Source organism: Photobacterium toruni, assembly GCF_024529955.1.
GTDB lineage: Bacteria > Pseudomonadota > Gammaproteobacteria > Enterobacterales > Vibrionaceae > Photobacterium > Photobacterium toruni.
Window position 1 is genome coordinate 1,412,321 of the sequence record NZ_AP024854.1, and the last position, 23,674, is coordinate 1,435,994.

At 37.0% G+C, this 23,674-nt stretch carries 20 protein-coding genes; 9 read left to right on the forward strand and 11 right to left on the reverse strand.

Features of this window, described 5'->3' with window-relative positions; translation table 11 throughout:
• The first annotated feature begins 462 nt into the window (after nucleotides 1-462).
• A complete protein-coding gene (gene cfa, locus OC457_RS06670; protein ID WP_080174754.1) occupies nucleotides 463-1,605 on the forward strand; it encodes a cyclopropane fatty acyl phospholipid synthase in 1,143 nt (380 codons plus the stop codon).
• A gap of 59 nt (nucleotides 1,606-1,664) precedes the next feature.
• Here the strand turns inward: cfa and OC457_RS06675 are convergent, their stop codons facing one another.
• A complete protein-coding gene (locus tag OC457_RS06675) occupies nucleotides 1,665-3,062 on the reverse strand; it encodes a hypothetical protein (RefSeq protein WP_080174755.1) in 1,398 nt (465 codons plus the stop codon).
• Between the two features lie 327 nt (nucleotides 3,063-3,389).
• On the opposite strand from OC457_RS06675, the gene OC457_RS06680 reads away from it, so the two are divergent.
• On the forward strand, nucleotides 3,390-4,232 hold the full coding sequence (locus OC457_RS06680) for a CvfB family protein (protein ID WP_080157312.1): 843 nt from the start codon (nucleotides 3,390-3,392) through the stop codon (nucleotides 4,230-4,232).
• A 100-nt stretch (nucleotides 4,233-4,332) separates the two neighbouring features.
• Here the strand turns inward: OC457_RS06680 and OC457_RS06685 are convergent, their stop codons facing one another.
• The 3 genes from OC457_RS06685 to moeA form a co-directional block, all read right to left on the reverse strand.
• Nucleotides 4,333-4,566 carry a glutaredoxin family protein gene (locus OC457_RS06685; RefSeq protein WP_080174756.1) on the reverse strand — a complete coding sequence of 78 codons (234 nt, stop codon included), beginning with the start codon at nucleotides 4,564-4,566 and terminating at the stop codon, nucleotides 4,333-4,335.
• A 21-nt stretch (nucleotides 4,567-4,587) separates the two neighbouring features.
• Nucleotides 4,588-5,355, reverse strand: a complete 768-nt coding sequence (moeB, locus tag OC457_RS06690; protein WP_080174757.1) for a molybdopterin-synthase adenylyltransferase MoeB — start codon at nucleotides 5,353-5,355, stop codon at nucleotides 4,588-4,590.
• A gap of 120 nt (nucleotides 5,356-5,475) precedes the next feature.
• Nucleotides 5,476-6,708, reverse strand: a complete 1,233-nt coding sequence (gene moeA, locus OC457_RS06695) for a molybdopterin molybdotransferase MoeA (RefSeq protein ID WP_080174758.1) — start codon at nucleotides 6,706-6,708, stop codon at nucleotides 5,476-5,478.
• Nucleotides 6,709-7,018: 310 nt separating this feature from the next.
• On the opposite strand from moeA, the gene folE reads away from it, so the two are divergent.
• Together folE and OC457_RS06705 are read left to right on the forward strand one after the other, a co-directional pair.
• A complete protein-coding gene (gene folE / locus OC457_RS06700) occupies nucleotides 7,019-7,672 on the forward strand; it encodes a GTP cyclohydrolase I FolE (RefSeq protein ID WP_080174759.1) in 654 nt (217 codons plus the stop codon).
• Between the two features lie 87 nt (nucleotides 7,673-7,759).
• Nucleotides 7,760-8,701: a LysR family transcriptional regulator gene (locus tag OC457_RS06705; RefSeq protein ID WP_080174760.1), complete on the forward strand. Its 942-nt coding sequence runs from the start codon at nucleotides 7,760-7,762 to the stop codon at nucleotides 8,699-8,701.
• A gap of 71 nt (nucleotides 8,702-8,772) precedes the next feature.
• Here the strand turns inward: OC457_RS06705 and OC457_RS06710 are convergent, their stop codons facing one another.
• Together OC457_RS06710 and OC457_RS06715 are read right to left on the reverse strand one after the other, a co-directional pair.
• Complete coding sequence (locus OC457_RS06710; protein WP_080174761.1) at nucleotides 8,773-9,645, reverse strand: YjjW family glycine radical enzyme activase; 873 nt, start codon at nucleotides 9,643-9,645, stop codon at nucleotides 8,773-8,775.
• 14 nt (nucleotides 9,646-9,659) lie between these two features.
• Nucleotides 9,660-11,192 carry a YjjI family glycine radical enzyme gene (locus tag OC457_RS06715; RefSeq protein ID WP_080174762.1) on the reverse strand — a complete coding sequence of 511 codons (1,533 nt, stop codon included), beginning with the start codon at nucleotides 11,190-11,192 and terminating at the stop codon, nucleotides 9,660-9,662.
• 648 nt (nucleotides 11,193-11,840) lie between these two features.
• On the opposite strand from OC457_RS06715, the gene OC457_RS06720 reads away from it, so the two are divergent.
• Together OC457_RS06720 and OC457_RS06725 are read left to right on the forward strand one after the other, a co-directional pair.
• Nucleotides 11,841-13,610, forward strand: coding sequence for a L,D-transpeptidase family protein (locus OC457_RS06720; RefSeq protein ID WP_080174763.1), 1,770 nt, complete (start codon nucleotides 11,841-11,843; stop codon nucleotides 13,608-13,610).
• A gap of 150 nt (nucleotides 13,611-13,760) precedes the next feature.
• Nucleotides 13,761-14,492 carry an HAD family hydrolase gene (locus OC457_RS06725; protein ID WP_080174764.1) on the forward strand — a complete coding sequence of 244 codons (732 nt, stop codon included), beginning with the start codon at nucleotides 13,761-13,763 and terminating at the stop codon, nucleotides 14,490-14,492.
• A 98-nt stretch (nucleotides 14,493-14,590) separates the two neighbouring features.
• Here the strand turns inward: OC457_RS06725 and OC457_RS06730 are convergent, their stop codons facing one another.
• Nucleotides 14,591-15,544: a TerC family protein gene (locus OC457_RS06730; RefSeq protein WP_080174765.1), complete on the reverse strand. Its 954-nt coding sequence runs from the start codon at nucleotides 15,542-15,544 to the stop codon at nucleotides 14,591-14,593.
• Nucleotides 15,545-16,425: 881 nt separating this feature from the next.
• On the opposite strand from OC457_RS06730, the gene OC457_RS06735 reads away from it, so the two are divergent.
• Genes OC457_RS06735 through OC457_RS06745 form a run of 3 tightly spaced genes read left to right on the forward strand, consistent with a single transcriptional unit; the run spans nucleotide 16,426 to nucleotide 17,858 of the window.
• Nucleotides 16,426-16,557, forward strand: a complete 132-nt coding sequence (locus OC457_RS06735; RefSeq protein ID WP_262054075.1) for a hypothetical protein — start codon at nucleotides 16,426-16,428, stop codon at nucleotides 16,555-16,557.
• A 57-nt stretch (nucleotides 16,558-16,614) separates the two neighbouring features.
• Nucleotides 16,615-17,559 (forward strand): IS1595-like element ISPma1 family transposase, encoded by a 945-nt coding sequence (locus OC457_RS06740; RefSeq protein ID WP_262054059.1) that lies wholly within the window; start codon nucleotides 16,615-16,617, stop codon nucleotides 17,557-17,559.
• Nucleotides 17,553-17,858, forward strand: a complete 306-nt coding sequence (locus tag OC457_RS06745; protein WP_144379594.1) for a hypothetical protein — start codon at nucleotides 17,553-17,555, stop codon at nucleotides 17,856-17,858. Before OC457_RS06740 ends, OC457_RS06745 begins: the two co-directional genes overlap by 7 nt.
• A gap of 65 nt (nucleotides 17,859-17,923) precedes the next feature.
• Here OC457_RS06745 and OC457_RS06750 read toward each other — a convergent pair whose 3' ends face one another.
• The 4 genes from OC457_RS06750 to OC457_RS06765 form a co-directional block, all read right to left on the reverse strand.
• On the reverse strand, nucleotides 17,924-19,294 hold the full coding sequence (locus OC457_RS06750) for an SLC13 family permease (RefSeq protein WP_080175232.1): 1,371 nt from the start codon (nucleotides 19,292-19,294) through the stop codon (nucleotides 17,924-17,926).
• Nucleotides 19,295-19,806: 512 nt separating this feature from the next.
• The gene (locus OC457_RS06755; RefSeq protein WP_080175231.1) at nucleotides 19,807-20,568 is read right to left on the reverse strand and encodes a SanA/YdcF family protein; all 762 of its coding nucleotides are present in this window, start codon (nucleotides 20,566-20,568) and stop codon (nucleotides 19,807-19,809) included.
• Between the two features lie 194 nt (nucleotides 20,569-20,762).
• On the reverse strand, nucleotides 20,763-22,451 hold the full coding sequence (locus tag OC457_RS06760; RefSeq protein WP_080175230.1) for an NAD-dependent malic enzyme: 1,689 nt from the start codon (nucleotides 22,449-22,451) through the stop codon (nucleotides 20,763-20,765).
• A 291-nt stretch (nucleotides 22,452-22,742) separates the two neighbouring features.
• Nucleotides 22,743-23,639 (reverse strand): 1,4-dihydroxy-2-naphthoyl-CoA synthase, encoded by an 897-nt coding sequence (locus OC457_RS06765; RefSeq protein WP_060998009.1) that lies wholly within the window; start codon nucleotides 23,637-23,639, stop codon nucleotides 22,743-22,745.
• Nucleotides 23,640-23,674: the final 35 nt, after the last annotated feature.

Below are 23,674 nucleotides of genomic sequence, written 5' to 3' on the forward strand. Positions count from 1 at the left end.
TGTTCTAATGTATTATTCTTAAAGTCATTGGAACTTAGTTTAAGTACTGTAATGGAAGCTAGTTCAAGTTTTTTTGCTATGAGTAGATTAAAATATATAAGAGAGAGACTATCTACAGAAGAGTGTTAAGTAAGTTTATTTAGTTATGATAAATAGACAAAGGATAAAAAGTAGGGCGTATTAGCTTCATCGTGTTTTTTATAAAATTAACAGCCAATGTAATAAAATAAGTCATAAATATACTTATTATTCATTCGATGTTCATTAAAAATATCTTATAAATAAGGTTATCTCTTATGTGAAAAATAATGAGGTAGAATTTCTTGATTTGTATTTTCTATAATTATATACATTAATAATGTATATAATAATTTTTCAAATCTTATTTTTCAACAATTAATCTTGTCGCTAGCCTTATTTAAAGGCAATTTGTCATACAAATTGTTATAAGGAATATTCGCGATGACAAATGAAAAATTTTTCCAAAATCTATTATCTCATGCTGATGTAATGATTAATGGTTCACGACCTTGGGATCTTCAAGTTCATGATGATCGATTATATGATCGAGTATTAACAGATGGTTCGTTAGGCTTTGGTGAAAGCTATATGGATGGCTGGTGGAGTTGTGATGCGATTGATGAAATGATTAATCGTGTTTTACATGCTCGTATTGATGAAAAGCTAGATTTATCGACTAAACTTGCTGTTGGTTTAAAAATTGGCGCATCAAAAGTAAAACACCTTTTTAATCATCAAAGTATTGATCGCGTTACTAAGGATGTACCTTTCCATTATGATTTAGGTAATGATTTATTTGAGTCAATGCTTGATAAGCGAATGACATATACCTGTGGGTATTGGAAAGATGCAATCGATCTAGATAGTGCTCAAGAAGCAAAACTTGATTTAGTATGCCGTAAAATGGGATTAAAACCTGGAATGCGCTTACTGGATATTGGTTGTGGTTGGGGCAGTTTTATGAATTATGCTGCTGAGAATTATGGTGTGATTTGTGACGGCTTAACATTATCAAAAGAACAATCTGCGCTAGGTCAGCAGCGAGCAGATGACTTAAATCTTCCTGTGAAATTCATCCTAAAAGACTATCGTTTGCATAAGCCAGAGCAGCCTTATGATCGTGTCGTATCAATTGGTATGATGGAACATGTAGGTCCTGACAATTATCCTGATTATTTTAAAGCGGCTTACCGTTACCTTGCTGATGACGGAATCTTTTTACTCCATACTATCGGAAGTCCAAATTCTAAAACAGAAACAGACGCTTGGATTAATAAATATATTTTCCCTAATGGTGTTGTGCCATCAATGACGCAGATTGGCTCTGCTGCAGAAGATTACTTTAATATTGAGGATGTACAAAATATCGGCCCTGATTACGATAAAACATTAGTGGCATGGAACGATAAATTTGAACAGAATTGGCCTAAAATTTCAGAACAATATGGTGAGAAATTCTATCGTATGTGGCGTTACTATTTATTGTCATGTGCAGGAGCATTCCGCTGTCGTGATCTTAATGTATGGCAATTTGGTTTAACGAAAAAAGGCGCTGAAATGCCATTGTGCGTGCGTTCTAATTAAGACTTAAACGAAGATTTGTGATCAATAAAATGCCCTCGTGATGAGGGCATTTTTATATATTATGCATTAGTTATATTGATTGTTTGCTTAGGTTTGGATTTTTTAGGTTCGGGAGTAATAATCGCCTCAATATCGACAATTTTTGAACGACTCATGATGATCTTCCACCGTTGAATACGTACTGTTTTATCTTCGTCGGTTTCTTTGGTGATTAAGTTAATTAGATGTCTTTTCTCTACCGATTCTTTGGTGACTTGGCCATCTTTGAGTTGATAAAGACGCTGTGAACCTTTTTCCATTAATGTCGCAATCGCTCGCATATCAAGAATAATAGATTCACGTGTTTGCTCGTAACCACTTAAAAACTTTGTGGGTGACATTCTGGTGGTGCTTTTGTAATGTAAAATTGTTTCTTCACGGTGAGAGACATTATGTTTGCGGGTTTTACGAATAATATCCGGCAAACTGTCATAACTAATGAACTCTAACCATTCCAGTTGTTGCCCAATAACATTACCAGTATTGGCGTCAAAAAATTGCTTTCTCCAACGCGCTTTACCTTTTCTCATCCAGCGCCAGAGCATGGTTTTTAGGTCATCTTTAAAGACTTCACGTGCCGCATAAATAAATGAAAGCACGACAATAAAAGAAGCGGTAATATCACCCAACATACCACGGGCTTTTATCAAGATTAAAGTAACGAAGATCATCACAATACCCGCGGCAGCACCCGTTACAATTTTACGGGTATTTTTACCCAATTCGATTGTTTTTTCACTCATGGTGACAGGGTATTCAATTAATCGACGCAGTAATCGCATCTTATTTGACATCCGCGTTGGATCTTGCATTGCTCTGATTGAGTTATAGTTGTTATCAGTACGGTGTTGAGATTCTTTTTGACAGATTTCTAATAGTTGTGGCTTAATTTCATTATACTCAGCTCCACGGGGTAAATGAGCGATAAGCTGTAGAAGCCGTTGTTCTGTAAACCAAGATAAATAGTTATCAATATTCTCGTAATATTTGAGTAATTTTTTATCTGTTGGAATGTTACGACGTAATCGTTTTAAAATGCGAACAGCCAATTGCGCCGCTTCTTCTATCTCTTCTTGTTTAGACTCACTGCTATCACCTAATAACTGTTGCGTTGTTTTTTCCAAGGCTAACGCATATTGGTAGGCATAGAGACTCAAACTTAAACGGTATTGCTCGATAGACAACTTACCTCGACTTGCAAGGCGACTGTGAACTAAAGGTAGATGGTTTATATCACTGAAATAAGTTCGCTTGCCATGAATGGCATTATGATAAAACTCTTCTTCAGAGATGATATTGGCATTTAACCCAAGCTCTCCTGGGATAAATATATACATATCAAGCTGTCGATTAGTTGTTTCTTGAATCACATGAGATATTTTGAGTTTATGCCCATCTTTTTTATCGACAGTAATCACTTTTAATTAGCCCTCCCAAGGCAAATGCTAAATGGCATAAATTGGTTGTCATTGAGATTATATGAGAATATTTTTTTGTCCATTATTTATAAATCACAATTATTGATGCTAATAGAATGAAAAAACATCAAATAATTGCAGATAGGTTGGGCGAAGGGTCGCAACATCACGTATAATGCCGATATCATAAGCGCAACCCGTTCATTATAACGTATTGCCTAGTCAGCGATAGTGAATTAATTATTGCGGCTAAAAATTTGATTGATAAAGATATTGAACCAACTGCACTGTAAGCGTGTTGTTGCCTATAAAGAGAGTACCTGATACATGATTAAAATTGGACAATACAACACTCTAGAAGTTATCAAATTGGTAGATTTTGGCGTGTTCCTTAATGGTGGTGATGATTTCGGTAATATCTTGTTACCAAAGAACACTGTGCCAGCAGGTACTAAGCTCGGCGACAAGCTTAAAGTTTTCATTTACTTTGACTCTGAAGATGAAGTCATTGCAACGACTGATGAACCATTAGTTGAAGTGGGTGGTTTTGCTAAACTGCGTATTGTAGGTGCAACAACGATTGGTGCATTTGCAGATTGGGGTCTACGTAAAGATTTACTTATTCCATTTAGTGAGCAACGTCGTCGTTTAGAAGAAGGCGAAGAAGTGATGGTTCGTGTTTATACGGATCGCGCATCAGGTCGTATTGTTGGCTCAACTAAGTTCAACCGTTTTCTTGATAAAACACCGGCGAATTACAAAGTAGGCCAAGAAGTACAAGTTGTTATTGCTGAAACAACAGAGCTTGGCTACAAAGCGGTTATTAATGGTGAGCATTGGGGCTTATTCTTTAAGACAGAAGCATTCGGTAAGCTGTTTATTGGTAAGCAACTAAAAGCTTATATCCAAGAAATTCGTCCAGACGGTAAAATTAACCTATCACTACAAAAAGTAGGCTTAGGTAAAGTTGATGATTTAGCGGATAAGATCCTAACGTCTTTAGAGATCAAAGGTGGCTTTATTCCGGTAAGTGATAAATCAAGCCCTGAAGATATTTTCCGTGTATTCCGTACTAGTAAAGCAACGTTTAAGAAAACGATTGGCGGTTTATACAAAAAAGGCTTAATTGTGATCGAAAAAGACGGTATCCGTCTGAATGATAACGATTAATTATCACTAATTTCGCGATTAGTGAAGATAAAAAAAACCGACATTTAACTAGAAATAGTGCGTAATGTCGGTTTTTTTATGGCTGTTGATTGTGGCGACTTTAATCGTTTTCGTGCAACAGCTTTTCGAATTTGGTTATATTCCAACCCATAAGCACACTATCCCCAATTTTAATAACAGGGACAGAGCGAGCACCTGTTCGACTTAATTCTTTTCTGCCTTGTGGATTTGCAATATCGACTAAACGAAAAGGATAACCTTTTATTTTCATATACTGCTGAGCATCTTTACAATGCGCACAGTTTTTCTGAGTAAACAGGGTAATACGTTTCATAGTTATTACTCCGCTATTCGATTAGCCACACACAGAGCAGCTTGGTTGCTTCATTAATTTCATCTCGCGCCAGCTCATATTCATTGCATCTAACATCAAGATCTTACCCGTTAACGGTGTACCGACATTGGTGGCAACTTTAATCGCTTCCATGGCTTGTACTGCGCCAACAATACCGACAACGGGTGACATAATACCAGCTTCAACACAGGTTAATGTTTGCTGACCAAAAAGGGCGCTTAAACACTGATAACAAGGTTCATCATCATGGTAGTTATAAACACTAATTTGACCTTCCATACGGATAGCCGCCCCTGAAACTAAGGGAGTTTTAGTCTCAAAGCATAAGCGATTTAACTGATTACGCGTGTCAACGTTATCACAGCAATCTAACACTAAATCATGGTGTTTTATAAGTGGTAATAATTCAGCATCTGTTAAACGTTTAGCAATGGTTTCAACGGTTAAATAAGGATTAATAGCGGTTAATGCTTGTTTAGCCGACTCAACTTTGAGCATGCCGACAGTAGCATCTGTATGCAACACTTGGCGTTGTAAGTTAGAAACTTCAACTTTATCGTCATCAATAAGGGTGATTTTTCCCACGCCAGCGGCTGCAAGGTATTGCGAAGAAGCACAGCCTAAACCGCCTGCACCTAAAATTAACATTGAAGAAGCTTTTAATGCTTCTTGACCTTCAAAATCAAATTGGCGCAGAATAATTTGACGGTTATAGCGCAGCATTTCTTGATCTGATAATTCGGCAGGGGCGTGTTGTTGTGTTGTCATAAATGAAAATACCGTTATTGGCTGGTTATTCGAATACAAGTTATTTGAGCGTAAACTTAAGCATTAATGCATTAGCCATTTATTTATATATTAATGATAGGCTAATGCATTACTAAAAAATTAGTACATGGTGTGGTTAAACATTTCAATCGTGACTAATTCACCTGCTTCAACACGACCACGATCTTGCTCTAGTACGACAAAACAGTTGGCATGGTGCATTGAACTAAATGCGCCAGAGCCTTGGTTGCCTGTCGTTGTTACTTCAAATTGCCCATTATTAATGCTGTAAATCCCGCGTTGGAAGTCAGTACGTCCTGGGCGCTTTTTAAACATTGATGTTGCTTTAGCTTGCAAACGAACAGGTGGTTGGTATTGGCTATGACCCGCTAGTTTTGCCAGCATTGGTTGTACTAATTGATATAAGGTCAGCATTGCAGATACTGGGTTGCCAGGAAGACCACAGAACCATGCATTGTTAATTGTACCAAACGCAAATGGTTTACCCGGTTTCATGGCAATTTTCCAAAAACCGATTTGACCTTCTTGATCTAAAATGTCTTTGGTGTAATCGGCTTCACCGACACTCACACCGCCAGATGTAATTACCACATCAGCATCTGTTGATGCGGTTACAAAGGCTTGGCGTAGTTTTTCTGGACAATCGGGAATAATACCAAGATCTAACACATCACAGCCAAATTTTTCTAATAACGCTTTGATGCCATAACGGTTGCTATCGTAAATCTGACCTGCTGCTAATGCTTCACCGACAGGGCGCAATTCATCACCTGTAGAGAAAAAGGCGACTTTAGGACGACGATATACCGTAAAAGAAGCAATACCTAATGACGCGAGCAGTGGCATTTCACGTGCAGTTAAGCGCGTACCTTTCACTAAAACTGTTTCACCCAAATGAACATCATCACCAATCGGACGAATGTTGTCGTTTGCTTTTGGCTTGATTGTAAATTGAATGCTATCGCCATTTACATGGGTCTCTTCTTGCATGATAACAACATCAGTGCCTGCTGGAATTTCAGCACCTGTCATAATGCGGACACATTGACCTGCTTCACAAGTGCCAGTAAATGGGATCCCTGCAAATGACTTACCAATCATGGTTAAAGTATCAGTATGCTCAAGATCCGCGGCACGAAGGGCATAGCCATCCATTGCTGAGTTAGCAAAAGGCGGTACATTGATTGGCGATAGAATATCTTCAGCAAGCACCATACCCATAGCATCAGTTAATGCTACAGTGGTGATTGTCGTTAGTGGTGAAACTTGAGTTAGAATATTATTTAACGCAGTTTCAACAGTCATTAAACCTGGTACGTCGCAGCATCCCATAATCGTGTCCATTTTATTTATTCGTGATAATGAAAGTGAGCAGGTCTGAAAAATTCTCAGTTTGAGGTTGTATGTTTTACTCTGTTTCTTACTAAGTATTGTTCAGATTGCTAGTTTATGAGTAGTTTACCCTTTATTGACTACCGCTGTAAGGGATTGAATATACTAAAATACGCTTGAAGTAGGTATTCGTAGGTAATTTGGTGGTGAAATTATTCTCATTTGGAGGTATTCTGCTAAGGATTTTAGCGCTGGCAAGGTCAGAAGGGTATGTCTTTTTTATTCTACCTAGGTCAGCTGGAGGAAAAGAATGACAGCATTAAGTGTATCTGCAATACAAGTACGTGACGCCTTAGCCGCCCGTGATCTAGAAACCCCGATGACGGCTGATGTTGTAAGTCGAGATGAAAAAAAAGAAAAAATTGAATACCATATGCGCGAGATCCTATCACTCTTAGCGTTAGATCTTACGGATGATAGCTTGGTTGAAACTCCGCACCGTATTGCAAAAATGTATGTCGATGAGATTTTTTCAGGTTTGGATTACACCAATTTCCCTAAAATCACAGTGATTGAAAATAAAATGAACTGTGATGAAATGGTGCGAGTAAAAGACATTACATTAACCAGTACTTGTGAACATCATTTAATTACTATTGATGGAAAAGCAACCGTTGCTTATATTCCGCGAGGAAAAATTATCGGTTTATCAAAAATTAACCGTATTGTGCGTTTCTTTTCTCAGCGTCCACAAGTGCAAGAACGTTTAACACAACAAATTTTAGTGGCATTACAAACGTTGCTTGAAAGTGAAGATGTTGCCGTCACCATTGATGCAACACACTACTGTGTAAAATCTCGTGGTGTAATGGATGCAACCAGTGTAACGACAACAACAGCTCTAGGGGGGATTTTTAAACGTAATCCTGCCACACGCGCTGAATTTTTAAGTGGTATTCGTTAAACATTATATGTCTGTAACTGATTGTTATCTAAATGCTAGTCAATAAATGTTGACTGGCATTTTTTGTTTATATTCAAGAGGTAATAAATGGATTTAATTAAGCTATCACGCATTAGCATGAAACACCTTATTACCTTACATGTGATGTTAGATACCCTCAGTGTAACTGCATGTGCGCATCGATTATGTGTTAGTCCATCTTCTGTCAGTAAAACCCTCACTCAGCTTCGGGATACCTTAAATGATGAGCTGTTTTATCGTAATGGTAACCGTTTAGTATCAACACCATTGGCGCGTCGTTTAGGACCGACTGTGCATCAGATGATTAGCGATATGAATCAGATCATGACGCAAGAAGAGTTTGATGTCGCTCATTATGCCGGTAGTTTTTCATTGTCGATGCGGGAAAGTACTTTTGAATTAATTGCAACGCCATTATGTGAACAAGTGCTAAAGCTTGCGCCTAATATTCGATTGGATATTTGGTCTAAAGATAATATCGGTGTTAGTGGGCTAGCAAAGGGAGTGTTAGATTTCATTATTCTACCTCACGATCTTAGTCAACCACCGAATATTGATAGCAACTTAGTATGGGAAACACTCTTTACCGATGAGATGGTGTGTTTAATGTCACATGAGCATCCATTAGCGACACAATCACTGACGATTGATGATTATTTGCATTATGATCACATTGGGATTGTTGATAATGATCTTAGTGTGCCATTTTTTGAAATGCAGCTGATACAGCAATATAGAAAGCGAAAGGTAAAGGTTAGTGTGGCTGATTTTGGCGTTGCGGCGACATTGTGTAAAAATACTGACTTATTATTTACTTGTTCAAAAAAATGGGCTGAAGTAGCTACTCAAGCACAATCATTAGTGATGAAAGAGTTACCCTTTAATTATGGTCAAGTGGGTTATAGCTTAGTGTGGTATCAGCCAAGTATGAACGATCCTGCGTTACGGTGGTTATATCAACAGATTACGGCAATAGGGCAAACAATCGGTCAGCCTACATCGGTATAATAAAAGCAGGGATATTGCAATAAAAGGCAGTGATGATCTTCAATCACCACTGGCGATAGTTTTAGGAACAATTACACATATACACTGGGTAATACTAAGTTAGTAACACCACGTGCGGTCAGTAATGCTGCTAATGTTTCAATGTCATCTTGCCCACATGTATGCCAGTTTAATGACTCGCCTGTAACGCCATGATGTTGAAAAGCATTGATCTTAATGCGAGCACTATCATCTAACGTTATTAAATAAGCGGCGACAGCATCGATATATTGCTCATAATCGGTGATTTCTGGAATCTGCAATAATCGTACTTCATATAATTTTTGATGCTGACTTAACCAATCAATACTGGCTAATACACGATCATTATCACGGCCAGTTAACCAGCGATGCGTGCTGTTATTCCACGCCTTTAAATCAATCATTGCGCCATCAAGATAGGGTAAGATCATTTGCCAACCAGTAATGCTTAAACTGCCATTACTGTCGATCATACAGCTCAGATGTTGCAAAGTAGCATCGGATTTTATGGCTTTAAATAGCGCGATAATGTACGGTAATTGTAGCGTTGCCTCTCCTCCCGTTACTGTTATTCCATTAATAAATAATAAATTATCTCTGATTAAGGCTAAGGTATCAGCCACTGTTAACTGCTGTGTTTTCGGGGTTGATTGTTTATTACATGCGCCTAAACAGGTATCACACTCAGTGCAGCTCGACATATTCCATGCCACAAACGATTTATTGTTTTGTGTCGTAAGTTGTAGTGATTGTGTGGGGCAGCTTGGTACGCAATCACCACATTGATTACACATATCAATTGTTTGCGGGTTATGGCAATTTTTGCAGCGGTAGTTACACCCCTGCAAAAACAGCACCATACGATTGCCTGGACCATCAACACATGAGTAATTCAATATTTTGCTGACTGTGGCAGAAATCATATTATGGTTATCTTTTATTTAGCTAAATAAACAGGTGACATTTCACGACTAATAACTCGAGGTTGACGCTCTAGAATACGTGTATTTTCAGACGCTTCTGTACCTAACCATGTTGTATTCGTACGTGAACCTTGCTCTTTAAATTTTGAAATATCAGACAACTTAACCATATAACCTGTTATACGAATAAGATCATTGCTGGCAACGTTTGCAGTGAACTCACGAAAACCGAGTGCCAGTGCACCTTTACATAATTGCATTAATGCGAGTGGGTTATTCTTAATCGTTTCTTCGATGGTTAAAATCTCACTGATACCTGAGGTGTAGTATTTATGGTGTGCCGCTAATGCTTTAATGTGGACCACTGGATCAGGTTCTGTGCCGTAAGGAATACGAATGCCCGGTGTAACTTCATGGTCACAACTAATACCGCCTTGAGAATGCAATAATGCACGATCGGCTAAGCCATATGTCACTGGTGTTGTTGTTACAATGTCACTTAATGTTTCACTTATTTTCAGTGCGATAGCGTTAGCATCTTCATCGTGACCATATTTTGCCGCTGAGCCTGATTTTTTCATCAGAATATTAACCGCTTCAGCCATTCCGAAAATACCAAACATCGGCGCAAAGCGATTTTCATCGATTAACCCCTCAGTGGTTAAGAAACCGCTAAAGAAATTTGATTCTTTATGTAAGAAAGCTGAACGGGCTTCGATCAGTTCAAACATCAGTGAACTATAATATGGCAGAGTTGTTGTTAGAAATTCTTCAATGTTATTACTGCGTAATGCGACTTCTTTTAAGTTCATTCGAACTAACGTATTTGCGCCACCCGCAAGAGGAAGAGAGTTATAGCAACTTACGATACCAAAACCAGGTGCACCAAATGTATCTGCGAACATTGGATAGTTAGCAATGTGTGGTTTGCTACACTCACAAATATTATCACACGCTTGCTGTAATAAGCTTTCTGGTGTGATTTGAGGGTCGTACATAAAAGTTAAATTGGGTGCGACTTGTTTAAGCTCTGCATCAATAGTTAAAATCATACGACAGACGATGTTATCTGTTGGACCAATATTGACGTGCATGAAAGCATCTGGCAGGGTGCGGTCAAGCATGATCCAGAAATTTTTAAGCTTACGGTATAGAATATCTTCGCTTACATCTGCCACAAAGGGGAGTAGGATTTCGTCAAGCTGACCAAGATAAACAGGAATATTAGTGACTGACGGTACGTGATGATAGATGATTGTCAGTAAGTTGATAGCTTCGTCTAAATTAGTTGCCGGATCCAGTTCTAAGTATTCTGAACCTTGCTGTAAAAACTTAGCGTAATCAGGAAGAACATAGCGAGGCTTGAAAGGGGCGTTACCTTCAAACATATCACAAATAATCCCCGCTTCTTTTGCTGATGAAACGTCAGTAGAAATTGGCATATAGTCTACAAGTGCTTCTGCTTCTAATGACAGGAACAACGTTTTTTGTTTTGCACTTAGTGTTGCATCAGTAATGATATTTTTAATTTTAGTTGGTGATGTCATTGCGCTGTTCTTCTTATATCCATAGATTTTATATGGCTAATTTAACGTACGTCTTATGTTTCCAGAAGTGAAAAAGAAAGAATAGTGCTTTTCTTAAATGGAAATCCATATAGTGAAATTATTAAGACTAAGCAAAAGGAAGAATTAAATTATTTTTATAAATATATTATGTCAAGCGGGTTAGGATGGCTGTTATATAACAATAGAAGAAAGTGGTGGTTGTTATTAAGTTAGTCATAATTTGTTCATAGATAAATAAATGCTGTATCGAAATAGCAACGATGAAGCTTAATTATTGAACTGACAAGCTATTAAAACATGAGATTTTTATTTTTTTCACATTGGAATTGAAATTTAATAAAATAATGTTTTTTTATGGAAGAATAAAGTGTAAAATTTTTAGTTTAATTAAATCAGTTGGTTGTTTTGTTTTTTTAGTCGAATGTTAAGATAAAAAATCATGATCTGGTATAATTAAATTTTAAATTTTCATTTTTTGAATTGTATCATCTGTCAAAATTTGTCTAAATACACCCAGTTAGTTTTTTTATGAACTATGGATTGCCGTCATTGCATATCAATAAGATAAGCTGTAATGCTAGGTATGGTATTTTTTGTTCTATTTTATAGGTAAGGATCGCTTTGACGATGTTTAATCCTCAACGTGTAAGCAAGCTTTTAATGTTATCACTCATGGTACCCGGTAGTGTTTTTGCTGCTGAGGTAACTCCTGCTATTCCACACAATGTTGCTGCTGTATCACAAAATAACAGTGTGCCCATTGTTGGTCCTAGTACGGTATTGCCTAAAATGCCTTCGACTACACGAAAAGCCCCGTTAACTACTGGCAGTGTTGATTGGTCTTCATTGAATAATATCAATTTGCAAAGCACAAAAATGTTATGCAGTGATACACCAAGTAACGTGTGTTTCACTAAACAAATTGAGCAAGCTTATGCGCAAAATAAATTTTATCCACTCTGGAATACAGTCGCATTACGCAATGAGCTAACATTACAACTGCAAGTTATCGCTGATAGCAAAATGCTACCTGGTATTGCACAGCGTTTAGCTGAAATGAAGCAACTAGAACAAGAAGGCAATCTACGTGGCTATGATTTATTAGCAACAGATACTTACTATGTTTACCGTGCGTTTCAGAATTACATTGCTCAACATCGTAATGTATTATTCTTATCTGAACCCGTTAAAATGACTCATAATATTATGTTGGACTATGCGAAAGGTGATGACGCATACCCAATGACACTGGCTAAATTAGCAATGTATCGTCCTACATATGTTGATTTTGAGCCGACAATGAAGGTTATTCAGAAGTTTGAACATTTAGCGCCGCATCATTTAGTAGCATCAAATTTTAAAGGCGTATATCGTCAAGGTGCTGTATTGCCAAAAGGACATGAAATTGTTCAGGTTCTCTATAATCTAGGTGATATGTCAGCGACAGATCGTGATACCTTATTAGCGCAGCCAACAATCACAAATACGGGCATTATGTTTAATAGCCTTAAGACCTTTCAAAAGCGTCACGGCCTAGGTGTTGATGGTATTGTTGGTCCTGGTACTGTTAAACAGTTGGTAATGCCTTATAGTGATATTGCTCGTGTTCTTGCATTGAATACGTTACGTTTATCAGCTTTAAATCGTCATAATGATACTCGTGCGCATATCTGGGTAAATATTCCGAACTATAAGTTAGAAGTGTTCGATAACGGTAAAAAAGTCTTTGAGTCTAAAGTTATCGTTGGTCGTGATACTCGACCAACAAACTTATTCTCATCGGCTATCACAACGATGGTTGTTAATCCATATTGGAATGTACCGATTACAATTAAACAGCATGATGTGATTCCGAAAGTGAAGATATCACGTGATTATTTGAAAGCGCATAATATGCAAATTCTAAACAGCTGGCGTGATCGTACTGTTATTCCACCAAGCAGCATTGATTGGGCAACAGTAAATCCTAAAACATTCCCTCATGAATTCCAGCAAGGTCCTGGTCCTCATAACTCATTGGGTAATGTGAAATTTCTAATGCCAAATGACTATGCTATTTTCTTACATGATACGCCTGCTCATGGTTTATTTAGCCGTAATAAGCGTGATTTAAGTTCTGGTTGTGTACGTGTTGAACGTGCTGATGATTTAGCAAATTATGTTATTGATTATCAAGATCGTAGTAGTATTGCACCATTCAAAACAATGCTAGATACCAAGCAACACAAAGTTGTGAGCTTATCTAAGCGTATTGATGTTGATTTCGTGTATCTAACCGCGTGGGTTGATCAAGACGGTCATCTACAAATGCGTAGTGATATTTATGGCTATGACTCACCACAAGCTAAGCCGATTAAAGCAAAATTCATTACCATGAAAGATTTTGTTAAACGTTAAACTATTACGGACTGCATAATATTTATGAAAGCCAGCATTTAGATGCTGGCTTTTTTATGTGCGTAATTTGATAACTCAGGGTAGAATTTAGTTATTATTTTAAAAACAATATAGTTAGGATGTCGTACTGTGCGACATAATGGGAACGTAATGTTAAAAGCTATTTTTTTAGATATGGATGAAACATTATGTGCAACATCAGTTGCAGATAAACAAGCATTGGCGACGTTAAAACACTATGTTCAATCGCAGTTCCCAACTGTGGATGCAGATATTTTTTGTCAACGCTATATTGCTGGAATTTATAAACAGCTAAATGATGAATTTCCACAATTAGTGATGCTATTAGATAATGAGCTATTGTTTCGTCAAACGTTAGTACAAACACTATTTTCTCAGCAGCAATTGACTATTTCCTTTGAGCAAGCTGCTGCTATTCAAGCGTCATTTGATGATGGTCGTATGGCTGGGTTTGATTTTTTCCCTGAAGTTAAAACGATGCTGGCCACATTGCGTCAATATTATAAGCTGGTGGTGATAACCAATGGACCTGTTTTCTCACAGCACCCTAAACTTATCGCAACGGCGATGGCTGAACATGTTGATTATATCATTGTGGGTGGGGAGGAACCGGCAGAAAAACCGGCATTAAGTATTTTCAAAAAAGCATTAGAATTAGTGGAGTGCCAACCAAATGAAGTGCTGCATATGGGGGATTCATTGGCAGCCGATATTGCCGGTGCGAATGGTGCTGGTATTGTGAGTGTGTGGGTGGATACTGGAAAGGAGAGTGACCATGAGAAACTTTCGCAGTTCCCACCTACGTATATTGTGACAGAGCCTCGGCAACTATTGGACGTGATTACACAACATTTTGCTTAGAGAATAACCAACGATTATAGCGTGAAGAATAAAAATGCCACTAGATATCTATTTTAGTTAGCAGTGGCATTTTTTATTTTATTAACGATTAGCCATTATTATTGTTTTACAGATTCCATATTACGTGTTTTCCATAATGACGCACTGATAGCGATCGTGATAGAAAGTATAATGACACCAAGCGAAATAACTGTTGGAATCGCATAAGGTGAACCAACAAGTAACATTTTGATACCAATGAAGCTGAGAATAAAGGCTAAAGCGACACGAAGATAGCAGAAACGAGTGAGCATACCTTCTAAAACGAAATACAATGAACGTAAACCAAGTAGGGCAAATACGTTAGCGGTAAAGACTAAGAATGCTTCTTGAGTAACAGCAAAAATAGCTGGGATGGAATCAAGTGCAAACATTACATCAGTTAGGGCAATAACAGCGACTACAACTAATAATGGTGTAGCTAGCCAGCCTTTATCATCTTTAACAAACATTTTATGATCATGATAGTCGTCAGAAACTCTAAATAATCGTTTTACAAGACGTACCGGTGCTGAATTTGAAAAGTCTTCTTGCTCTTCTTCGCCTTCACGCCAAAGTTTAAAACCAGTGTAAAGTAGGAAAACAGCAAAAATATATAGAATCCAGTGATAATCAGCTAATAGTTTTGCGCCAACACCAATTAGACCTGCACGTAAGAAAAGAGCGCCAACAATACCAAGCATTAGGATACGAGGACGTAAACGCTCTGGTACTGCAAATTGACCAAAAATTAAGGCGAAGACAAATAGGTTATCGACACTTAGAGATTTTTCTAATAAGTAGCCAGTAATAAATGATGTTGCTGCTTGTTTATTTGTATATGTACTTTCTGGTGCCATTTGGGGCCAATATAGATAAATAAAGCCCATAAAAATAAAGGCTAAAAATACCCAAAAAACACTCCAAAGTGCTGCTGTTTTAATTGATATCTTACCGCCACGTGTTTGGTACAAATCCAATGCAAGCATTAATACTGTTAATACAGCAAACCCTTCATAACTAAAAATACTCATAGAGTTCTCTCTTTATATATAAATATCTAATGCACTAATTTATTGCTATTAGTCTTGCTGTTTATTTAACGATATTTATAAAAATCAAATTAAATGAAACAGCACGCATAACAATATATTGTTGCATAGAATAAAATACGAAAGGTATGCCATAGGCGAGCCTAAACAAAACCTTCCGCACATTAAAAAAACCTATGCAATTGTATTACATAGGTTCGATTACATTTTTATGTAAACGATAATGGCATTGGTCTCGTCAAAATGGTGTTCGCAGTGGCGTCTATGGCAGACAAAAGTTACTGCGAGCAAATCCATTTACGGCTGCCGGAAGCGTATGGCTTCGAGATGACGACAGGCGAACAATTGTGACTACTCCCCAAACGAGGCAATTTTAGACTTGTAGACTGTAAGTTTCCAGTCGTTTTTATGGTTAATTTGGTTAAATATCTTAAATAGCTTTAATTTAGTGCAATAAGATGTGAATGTGGTGATTAAAATATCGTTTAATTGTTTTGTTGTACTTATCAATAGGGTATAGAGTCGCTTGAAAAATAATTTATTAAGTGACATGCAAGGTTAAGACTACGGCCGGATAGCGTTGTAATGTAAATTATAAGTAGTTGTTATTTTTATAAAATTAAATTTATTTTATAGATAATGTGTTTTTTAGAGGGTATTACTGCTGCTCTTATGTTAATTGTTTGTTTTTGTTGTGTTTTTTATATGTAATTACGTAAGGGTTGCGTGATATGCATCACATATTTCAATGGTGATATATACAACTAAAATAAATATAGTCGTATAGTAATTATTAGCGTTAGGTTATCTAACTGTGTACCGATTGGATCGAATATATACGATGTTTCTGACTAAGGATAGCTATGGAAACAGTAGTTGATAAGGTTATAGAAAAAGATGTGATCTTTGATTACACAGAATTTCTATCTAAATCATGCCGGCAACGTTTATCATTTATGGATGCTTTAAAATATTTCCTGATTACCACTATTTAACAGCCACTGTTAAATTATCTCCTATACTTTAAGATATTGAAGTATAGGAGTGACGTTATGCCTAAGAATTCAATCCAATTTCAGAAAGGCTTTTCTATACCCGAATTTATGCAAATGTATGGGACAGAAATTCAATGTAGAGAGCGTTTATTTAATATTCGATGGAAAAATGGTTACGTTTGCCCTACCTGTGCTTCTAAAAGTTATTGTGAACTTAAATCGCGGTCATTATATCAATGTAATAAGTGTCACCATCAGACATCATTGACGGCAGGTACTTTATTTTCCCATTCAAAATTACCGTTAACTACTTGGTTTTTAGCTATTTATCTCATCACACAAGATAAAAACAGTATTTCAGCATTAGAGCTAAAGCGTAAATTAGGGGTTTCTTATAACGCAGCATGGCGAATAAAACATAAGCTCATGCAAGTGATGAAAGAGCATGATGATAATCGAAAGTTAGGCAATATCGTGCAATTGGATGATGCATATATTGGAGGTAAACAAAAAGGAAAGCGAGGACGTGGTGCCAAAGGTAAAACACCTTTTGTATCAGCGATCTCTTTGAATGAAGAAGGTCATCCTATTTATATGCGGCTAAGTGTTGTTTCTTGTTTTAAAAAACAAGAAATTATAGATTGGGCTAAAAAGCATTTACAAGAAAAAACGTTAGTCATATCAGATGGTTTACCCTGTTTTAATGGTCTGTTAGCAGCAGATATTATTCATGGTTCATTACCAAAAAATGGTAAAGAACTTCACCAATATGAAGCTGCATTTTATTGGGTCGATACCATGATTGGTAACGTTAAAAATTCGATAAAAGGGACATATCACGCAATTAGAGAAAAGCATATTCCTCGTTATCTTGGTGAATTCTGTTTTCGATTTAATTATCGGTTTCGAGTTGAAGATATATTCAATACGCTAATTAAATGTGGTGCAAAATCACCACCGATGCCAGAGAAATTATTAACGCTGGCTGAGTCTCGGTGGTAATCAGGAAATATTTAATCCCATCATTTGAAGTGATAATAAACACAACAGAGAATAATAATTTATCTTATGCTGAGCAATTAGAAACGAAGGCATTAAAAGTGTTATCAAGTAATGCTAGTGATACTAATAACTTAATATTATTAGTAGATTTGGCTAAACAAGAAGGTATAACACAGCTTATTGTCTATATGCCATATTCTCTTGATGAACAGCAATTAGCTGAATTAAACCATAGAATAGAAGGGACTATTGAGTTTGTTAAAGGTAATAGTGAATATCTATTGTTTATTTTAGATTAAAGTCATTTATTAAAAAGGTGACGATAATCGTCACCTTTATCTATTTATTGTTCTGAAAAGTATTTTTACCAAAATAGCCATGTAAACAAAGTTAAAAAAATGACACAGACAATATTTAAATAAAATCCGACTCGCATCATTTCACTTTGTTTTATATAACCAGTACTAAACACAATCGCATTGGGTGGTGTGGCAACGGGTAGCATAAATGCACAAGAAGCACTAATGGCAATTAATGCCGCTAATATAACTGGTGATACACCTAAGGCTTCAGCAACAGTAGCAAAAACAGGAACTAATAAAGCGGCACTTGCAGTATTACTCGCAAATTCAGTAAGAAAAACGACAAAAATAGCGACTGCAAGAATCGTAAGTAATAGTCCTGCTTGGTGTAACATATTGCTGAGTGCTGTAGCAAGGAAGACACTTGTTCCTGTCGCTTTAAGAATATTACTTAGACAAATACCGCCACCAAATAACAGCAAAACACCCCAATCAGTTGAATTTTTAATGTCCTTCCATTCAACAACTCTAGATACTGCTAACATGATAATGGCACTTAATGCGACTAATGTATCAAATTTAGCATAGCCACCTAAAAAAGCATTTATAGGCTTACTGAAAATCCATAATGCAACGGTGACGATAAAAATCATCATAGTAATTAATTTACCGTTACTCCATTGAATCGGATTGTGATTAAGTTCAAATTGGTGGTTTAGATCTGGTTTTAATATGACATATAGCAAGGCAACAGAAACTGGCAATAGAATAATGGTGACAGGGACACCAAAAGCCATCCATTCAGTAAAACTTAAACCGACTTCAGCTGCCGCAATAGCATTCGGTGGGCTACCAACAATAGTGGCAATACCGCCAATACTGGCACAATAAGCAGTACCTAATAGTACAAAGACATAAGTTTTATGACCACTTTTTGTGTTTACTTTACTTAACACACCAAGTACAAGCGGAAGCATCATTGCCGTTGTGGCTGTATTACTGATCCACATTGATAATCCAGCAGTGACACCAAATAACATAAATACAGCAACAGACATTCTTCCTTTTGCTGCAATAAGGACTTTATCTGCGATAACTTGATCCAGCTGCTGTTTATGTAAAGCGGCAGCAAGTGCAAACCCTCCTAGAAATAAGAAGATAATCGGGTTTGAAAAGCTAGTTAATGCTTTTGATGTATCAAAAATTCCGAATCCAACCGCTAAAAGTGGAACGAGTAGAGCAGTAATACTGACGTGAATAGCTTCGGTTAGCCACATTACAGCAACGAAGAATAAGATGCTTAAACCAATCACAACATTACGTTCAAAAGGTAATGTATTGAGGAGAATGATCATCATTAAACTATTGCCAAGTAGGATTAAGCTACTTCTATTAAATAGCCAATGTTTGAGCGTAAGTTTGAGGGTTGTCATAGGTGAATTTTCCATATATTGAGGCTAGATTATTTTTATAGTTAGCTTTAATAAGCGGAAATGATAATACGTTGTGTTGCGGTAGTGTTAATGTGATGAAAGTATATTAACGCAGTACTCTTATTGGATATTTGTTGGTATTGTGATCTTTATGTGATTTTATGTTTTACTATATAATGCATTTTTAGTGATATTTATTGCGGATATATGAGTTTTTATCATTATATAATTTCGAAAAAGATAATTGGTGCTGTAAATTTTAATTTATGATAGCATTACAGATGCAACGGAGTGCTTATGGTAATGGCTAATTAAAAATGAAAGAAAAAAAGATCTGTTTAACTAAAAAAATTCATACAGAGGCTCAAGAACATATAAGAGTTGTTCGAAAGCGGGTACTCGATAAAATGGAAATTAAAAAGAAACAATCAGTTAGGTAATATTTTCAGATAATAGATAACTAAAAGCCAGACTCACTATGTGGCTGGCTTTTTTAGTATGTATCATTATGGTTATAAAATAGTATTCACTGCTGAAGACGGTTTGGCCATTTTAGGTTTGGAATGTTTAGTCGTTGAGATTTCATCAATTACTGGTGTTATAGAGTGTTCAGCCGTAGATTTTATTAATGGGTCAATAATTGGCTCTTTCGGGCCTAGAAATTTAGGCTGTTCGTGTAAGATAAATAAATCAATGATGGCTTTAACGCGAGCAAGGACTTCACGCACTCGAATTTTAAAACTTGCTATGCCTCTTCGCGGTTCTTGAACGGCTAAACAAGTTGCATTGATATTATAGTGATCAGCAATAAATAATGCTCGTTCACAATGGAATTGTTGAGTAATAATGACAAAATGATTAGTATCAAAGACTTTTTTGGCTCGAACGACAGAGTCAAGGGTACGAAAGCCTGCATAATCTAAGACAATTTCATTTTTAGCGACACCTGCCTTTAATAAGTCACGTTTCATTGTTCGAGGTTCATTATATGAACGATGTGCGTTATCCCCACTGACCAAAAAAACATCAACCTTATGCTTGTTATATAAATCGATTGCAGCAGACATACGATAGGTATAATAGGGGTTAAGTGTTTTAGCGATGTATTTACTGGTGCCTAAAACTAAGCCTATATTATAAGCTGGCAGTTTTGCAGGGTCGTGATAAATCTGGCTTTCTGTTTGTGCAGAAACCCAGCGATCAAGTAATAATAATGTTGCTACAAAGATGATAAGGAGAACTGCAGTAATGCGAATAATGTTGAGCAGTTTCATAATTATCCAAACTAAATATAATGCTTTATTAATATCTTACCTTAATAAATGAGATTTTTGTTTAAAAAAGCGAGAACAAAAGAACGAATAGAGAGAGTTTGTGGGTTTTGTGTGCAAGTTCAAGCATTAAATAGCTTTAAATAAAAAATCCGAAGTATCGTTTAATACTTCGGATATTAGATATAAATATTTAATTAAAATGAAGTTCGCTTATAACGACGGTATTCTGATTGCCAGAAATTAGCATCAATTTTTTCGCGAATACGTTCATCTGATTTTTTAGGTGCTTTGTGTTGTTCAACGGCTTTTTTAGCTACAGCAAAAGCAATTTTACGTGATACTTTTTGAATATCTTCAAGACCGGGTAATAACGGACCTTCACCATGAATCGCTAATGGCGAGCATTCAGCTAAAGCACGGCTACTTTCCATCAACATCTCATTGGTTACACGACGGGCATTTACGGCAAGTACACCCAAACCAATACCAGGGAAAATATAGCTATTGTTACATTGAACGATTGGGTAAGTTTTACCTTCGTAAACGACAGGATCAAAGGGTGAACCTGTTGCAACTAATGCATTACCTTCTGTCCAATGAATAAGATCAAATGGGGTTGCTTCAACACGGCTCGTTGGGTTTGATAATGGGAAAATGATAGGGCGAGGGCAGTGAGCATACATCTCACGGATCACTTCTTCGCTAAATAATCCAGGAACACCTGATACGCCAATTAACACCGTAGGTTTAGCATTACGCATAACATCTAATAATGAAATATTGTTATCTGATAGTTCCCAATCACCAATATTTGTATTTTTTTGAACTAATGCTTGTTGGAAGTTGAGTAAGTTAGGCATGTTTTCCACTAACAAGCCCCAACGATCCACCATAAATACTTGGCTACGTGCTTGGGCATCAGTAATACCGTCAGCAACCATTTGTGCAATAATTGCTTCAGCAATACCACAGCCAGCAGAGCCAGCACCTAAGAACGTTACACGTTGGTCGGATAATTTTGTTCCTGCTGCTTTGCAGGCTGCTAATAATGAACCAACAGTAACAGCGGCAGTACCTTGAATATCATCATTAAAACAACATACCTTATCTTTATAACGCTCAAGTAACGGCATCGCATTTTTTTGAGCAAAATCTTCAAATTGAATTAATGCTTCAGGCCAACGGTGTTTAACTGCTTGAATAAAGTCATCCACAAAGTTGTCGTATTCAATGCCTGTAATACGAGTATGTCGCCAACCCATGTACATAGGATCAGATAAGCGTTGTGGGTTATTAGTACCCACATCAAGTACAACAGGTAAAGTGTAAGCTGGGCTAATGCCGCCACAAGCAGTATAAAGAGACAGTTTACCGATAGGGATGCCCATGCCTCCGATGCCTTGGTCGCCTAAACCAAGAATACGTTCACCATCGGTAACAACAATGACTTTAACGTTTTGACGTGATGCATTATTTAGCATGTCATCAATACGATCACGATTAGGGTAAGAAATGAAAAGACCACGACCACGACGGTAGATATTTGAGAAATCTTCACAGGCAGAACCAACAGTTGGTGTATAAATGATCGGCATCATTTCTGTGATATGATTTTCTACAAGACGATAGAAAAGTGTTTCATTGGTGTCTTGAATATTACGTAAGTAAATATGCTTATCCATATCATTATCAAATTTTTGATATTGCTGATAAGCACGTTCAGTTTGTTCTTCGATTGATTCGATAGCTTCAGGAAGAAGACCTTCTAAGTTGAAGAACATACGCTCTTCAATAGAGAATGCGCTGCCTTTATTTAATAACGGCGTCTCAAGAAGTATTGGGCCAGCATAAGGAATATATAGAGGTCTTTTATTGTTGTTCATGCGATAAACTCTGTTGCGATTAAGCCAGAAAATGGACTAAGAATTTCTATGTTGCTAATGCTAGAACTTCATTGCTCATAATTCAAAGGGTAGAGTGATTTATTTCGAGAAAGCGATCATGTTTCTGATGTTTATTTTGTTAATAAGTGAAAATACAGCAGTGTTTTACAATAACGAATCGTTTTTAAAAGATAAAAGCCCTTGAGTAAGAGCTTTTATTTATAAGATGAGACAAGTGTCTGTATCGCTAATGTAGCGAGTTTATCTTGTTACTTTTTTTTGTTATTGGAATCAATAATGCCAAGGGAATTTACTGAAATCCTGATCGCGTTTTTCTAGGAAAGCATCACGACCTTCTTGCGCTTCTGCTGTGCCATAAGCTAAACGAGTTGCTTCACCTGCAAATAATTGCTGACCAACAAGACCATCATCAGGTAAGTTAAAGCCGTATTTCAGCATACGCATTGCTGTTGGAGATTTACTATTAATCTCTTTTGCCCAACGTAGTGCTTCTTCTTCAAGTTCAAAGTGATCAACCACTTTGTTCACCATACCCATGTCATAAGCTTCTTGCGCACTGTAGTTAAAACCACAGAAGAAGATTTCACGAGCACGTTTTTGACCGATCATCTTCGCTAAATATGCAGAGCCATAACCAGAATCAAATGATGCAACATCAGGATCAGTTTGTTTAAATACAGCATGCTCTTTAGAGGCAAGAGTTAAATCACAAACAACATGTAGACTATGACCACCACCAACAGCCCAACCAGGTACAACCGCGATTACTACTTTTGGCATAAAGCGAATAAGACGTTGTACTTCAAGGATATGTAATCTACCCATACGCGCAACATCAGCCGTGCCTTCTTCAGCACCTTCGTATTTGTAGCCATCTTTGCCACGAATACGTTGATCGCCACCCGATGAGAAAGACCACTGTCCTTTATGAGATGGACCGTTTCCTGTAATTAATACGCAACCTACATCTGACCATTGACGAGCGTGATCAAGTGCAGTGTAAAGTTCATCGACCGTTTTAGGACGAAAGGCGTTTAAGCAATCAGGACGATCAATGGCAATACGTACTGTTCCATGCGCTTTTGCGCGATGGTAAGTGATATCTTCAAAGTTAAAGCCCGGAACGGCTTCCCATAATTCAGGATTAAAAATGGTTTTGCTAGTCATGCGGCACAGCCTCCATAAGTTGATGCTGTAAGGCT

Bases quoted from the DNA above. Each gene is read 5' to 3' on its own strand.
- cfa (WP_080174754.1), top strand. From the start codon at position 463: ATGACAAATGAAAAATTTTTCCAAAATCTATTATCTCATGCTGATGTA.
- OC457_RS06680 (WP_080157312.1), top strand. From the start codon at position 3,390: ATGATTAAAATTGGACAATACAACACTCTAGAAGTTATCAAATTGGTA.
- OC457_RS06685 (WP_080174756.1), bottom strand. From the start codon at position 4,566: ATGAAACGTATTACCCTGTTTACTCAGAAAAACTGTGCGCATTGTAAA.
- moeB (WP_080174757.1), bottom strand. From the start codon at position 5,355: ATGACAACACAACAACACGCCCCTGCCGAATTATCAGATCAAGAAATG.
- moeA (WP_080174758.1), bottom strand. From the start codon at position 6,708: ATGGGATGCTGCGACGTACCAGGTTTAATGACTGTTGAAACTGCGTTA.
- folE (WP_080174759.1), top strand. From the start codon at position 7,019: ATGACAGCATTAAGTGTATCTGCAATACAAGTACGTGACGCCTTAGCC.
- OC457_RS06705 (WP_080174760.1), top strand. From the start codon at position 7,760: ATGGATTTAATTAAGCTATCACGCATTAGCATGAAACACCTTATTACC.
- OC457_RS06710 (WP_080174761.1), bottom strand. From the start codon at position 9,645: ATGATTTCTGCCACAGTCAGCAAAATATTGAATTACTCATGTGTTGAT.
- OC457_RS06715 (WP_080174762.1), bottom strand. From the start codon at position 11,192: ATGACATCACCAACTAAAATTAAAAATATCATTACTGATGCAACACTA.
- OC457_RS06720 (WP_080174763.1), top strand. From the start codon at position 11,841: ATGTTTAATCCTCAACGTGTAAGCAAGCTTTTAATGTTATCACTCATG.
- OC457_RS06725 (WP_080174764.1), top strand. From the start codon at position 13,761: ATGTTAAAAGCTATTTTTTTAGATATGGATGAAACATTATGTGCAACA.
- OC457_RS06730 (WP_080174765.1), bottom strand. From the start codon at position 15,544: ATGAGTATTTTTAGTTATGAAGGGTTTGCTGTATTAACAGTATTAATG.
- OC457_RS06735 (WP_262054075.1), top strand. From the start codon at position 16,426: ATGGAAACAGTAGTTGATAAGGTTATAGAAAAAGATGTGATCTTTGAT.
- OC457_RS06740 (WP_262054059.1), top strand. From the start codon at position 16,615: ATGCCTAAGAATTCAATCCAATTTCAGAAAGGCTTTTCTATACCCGAA.
- OC457_RS06750 (WP_080175232.1), bottom strand. From the start codon at position 19,294: ATGACAACCCTCAAACTTACGCTCAAACATTGGCTATTTAATAGAAGT.
- OC457_RS06755 (WP_080175231.1), bottom strand. From the start codon at position 20,568: ATGAAACTGCTCAACATTATTCGCATTACTGCAGTTCTCCTTATCATC.
- OC457_RS06760 (WP_080175230.1), bottom strand. From the start codon at position 22,451: ATGAACAACAATAAAAGACCTCTATATATTCCTTATGCTGGCCCAATA.
- OC457_RS06765 (WP_060998009.1), bottom strand. From the start codon at position 23,639: ATGACTAGCAAAACCATTTTTAATCCTGAATTATGGGAAGCCGTTCCG.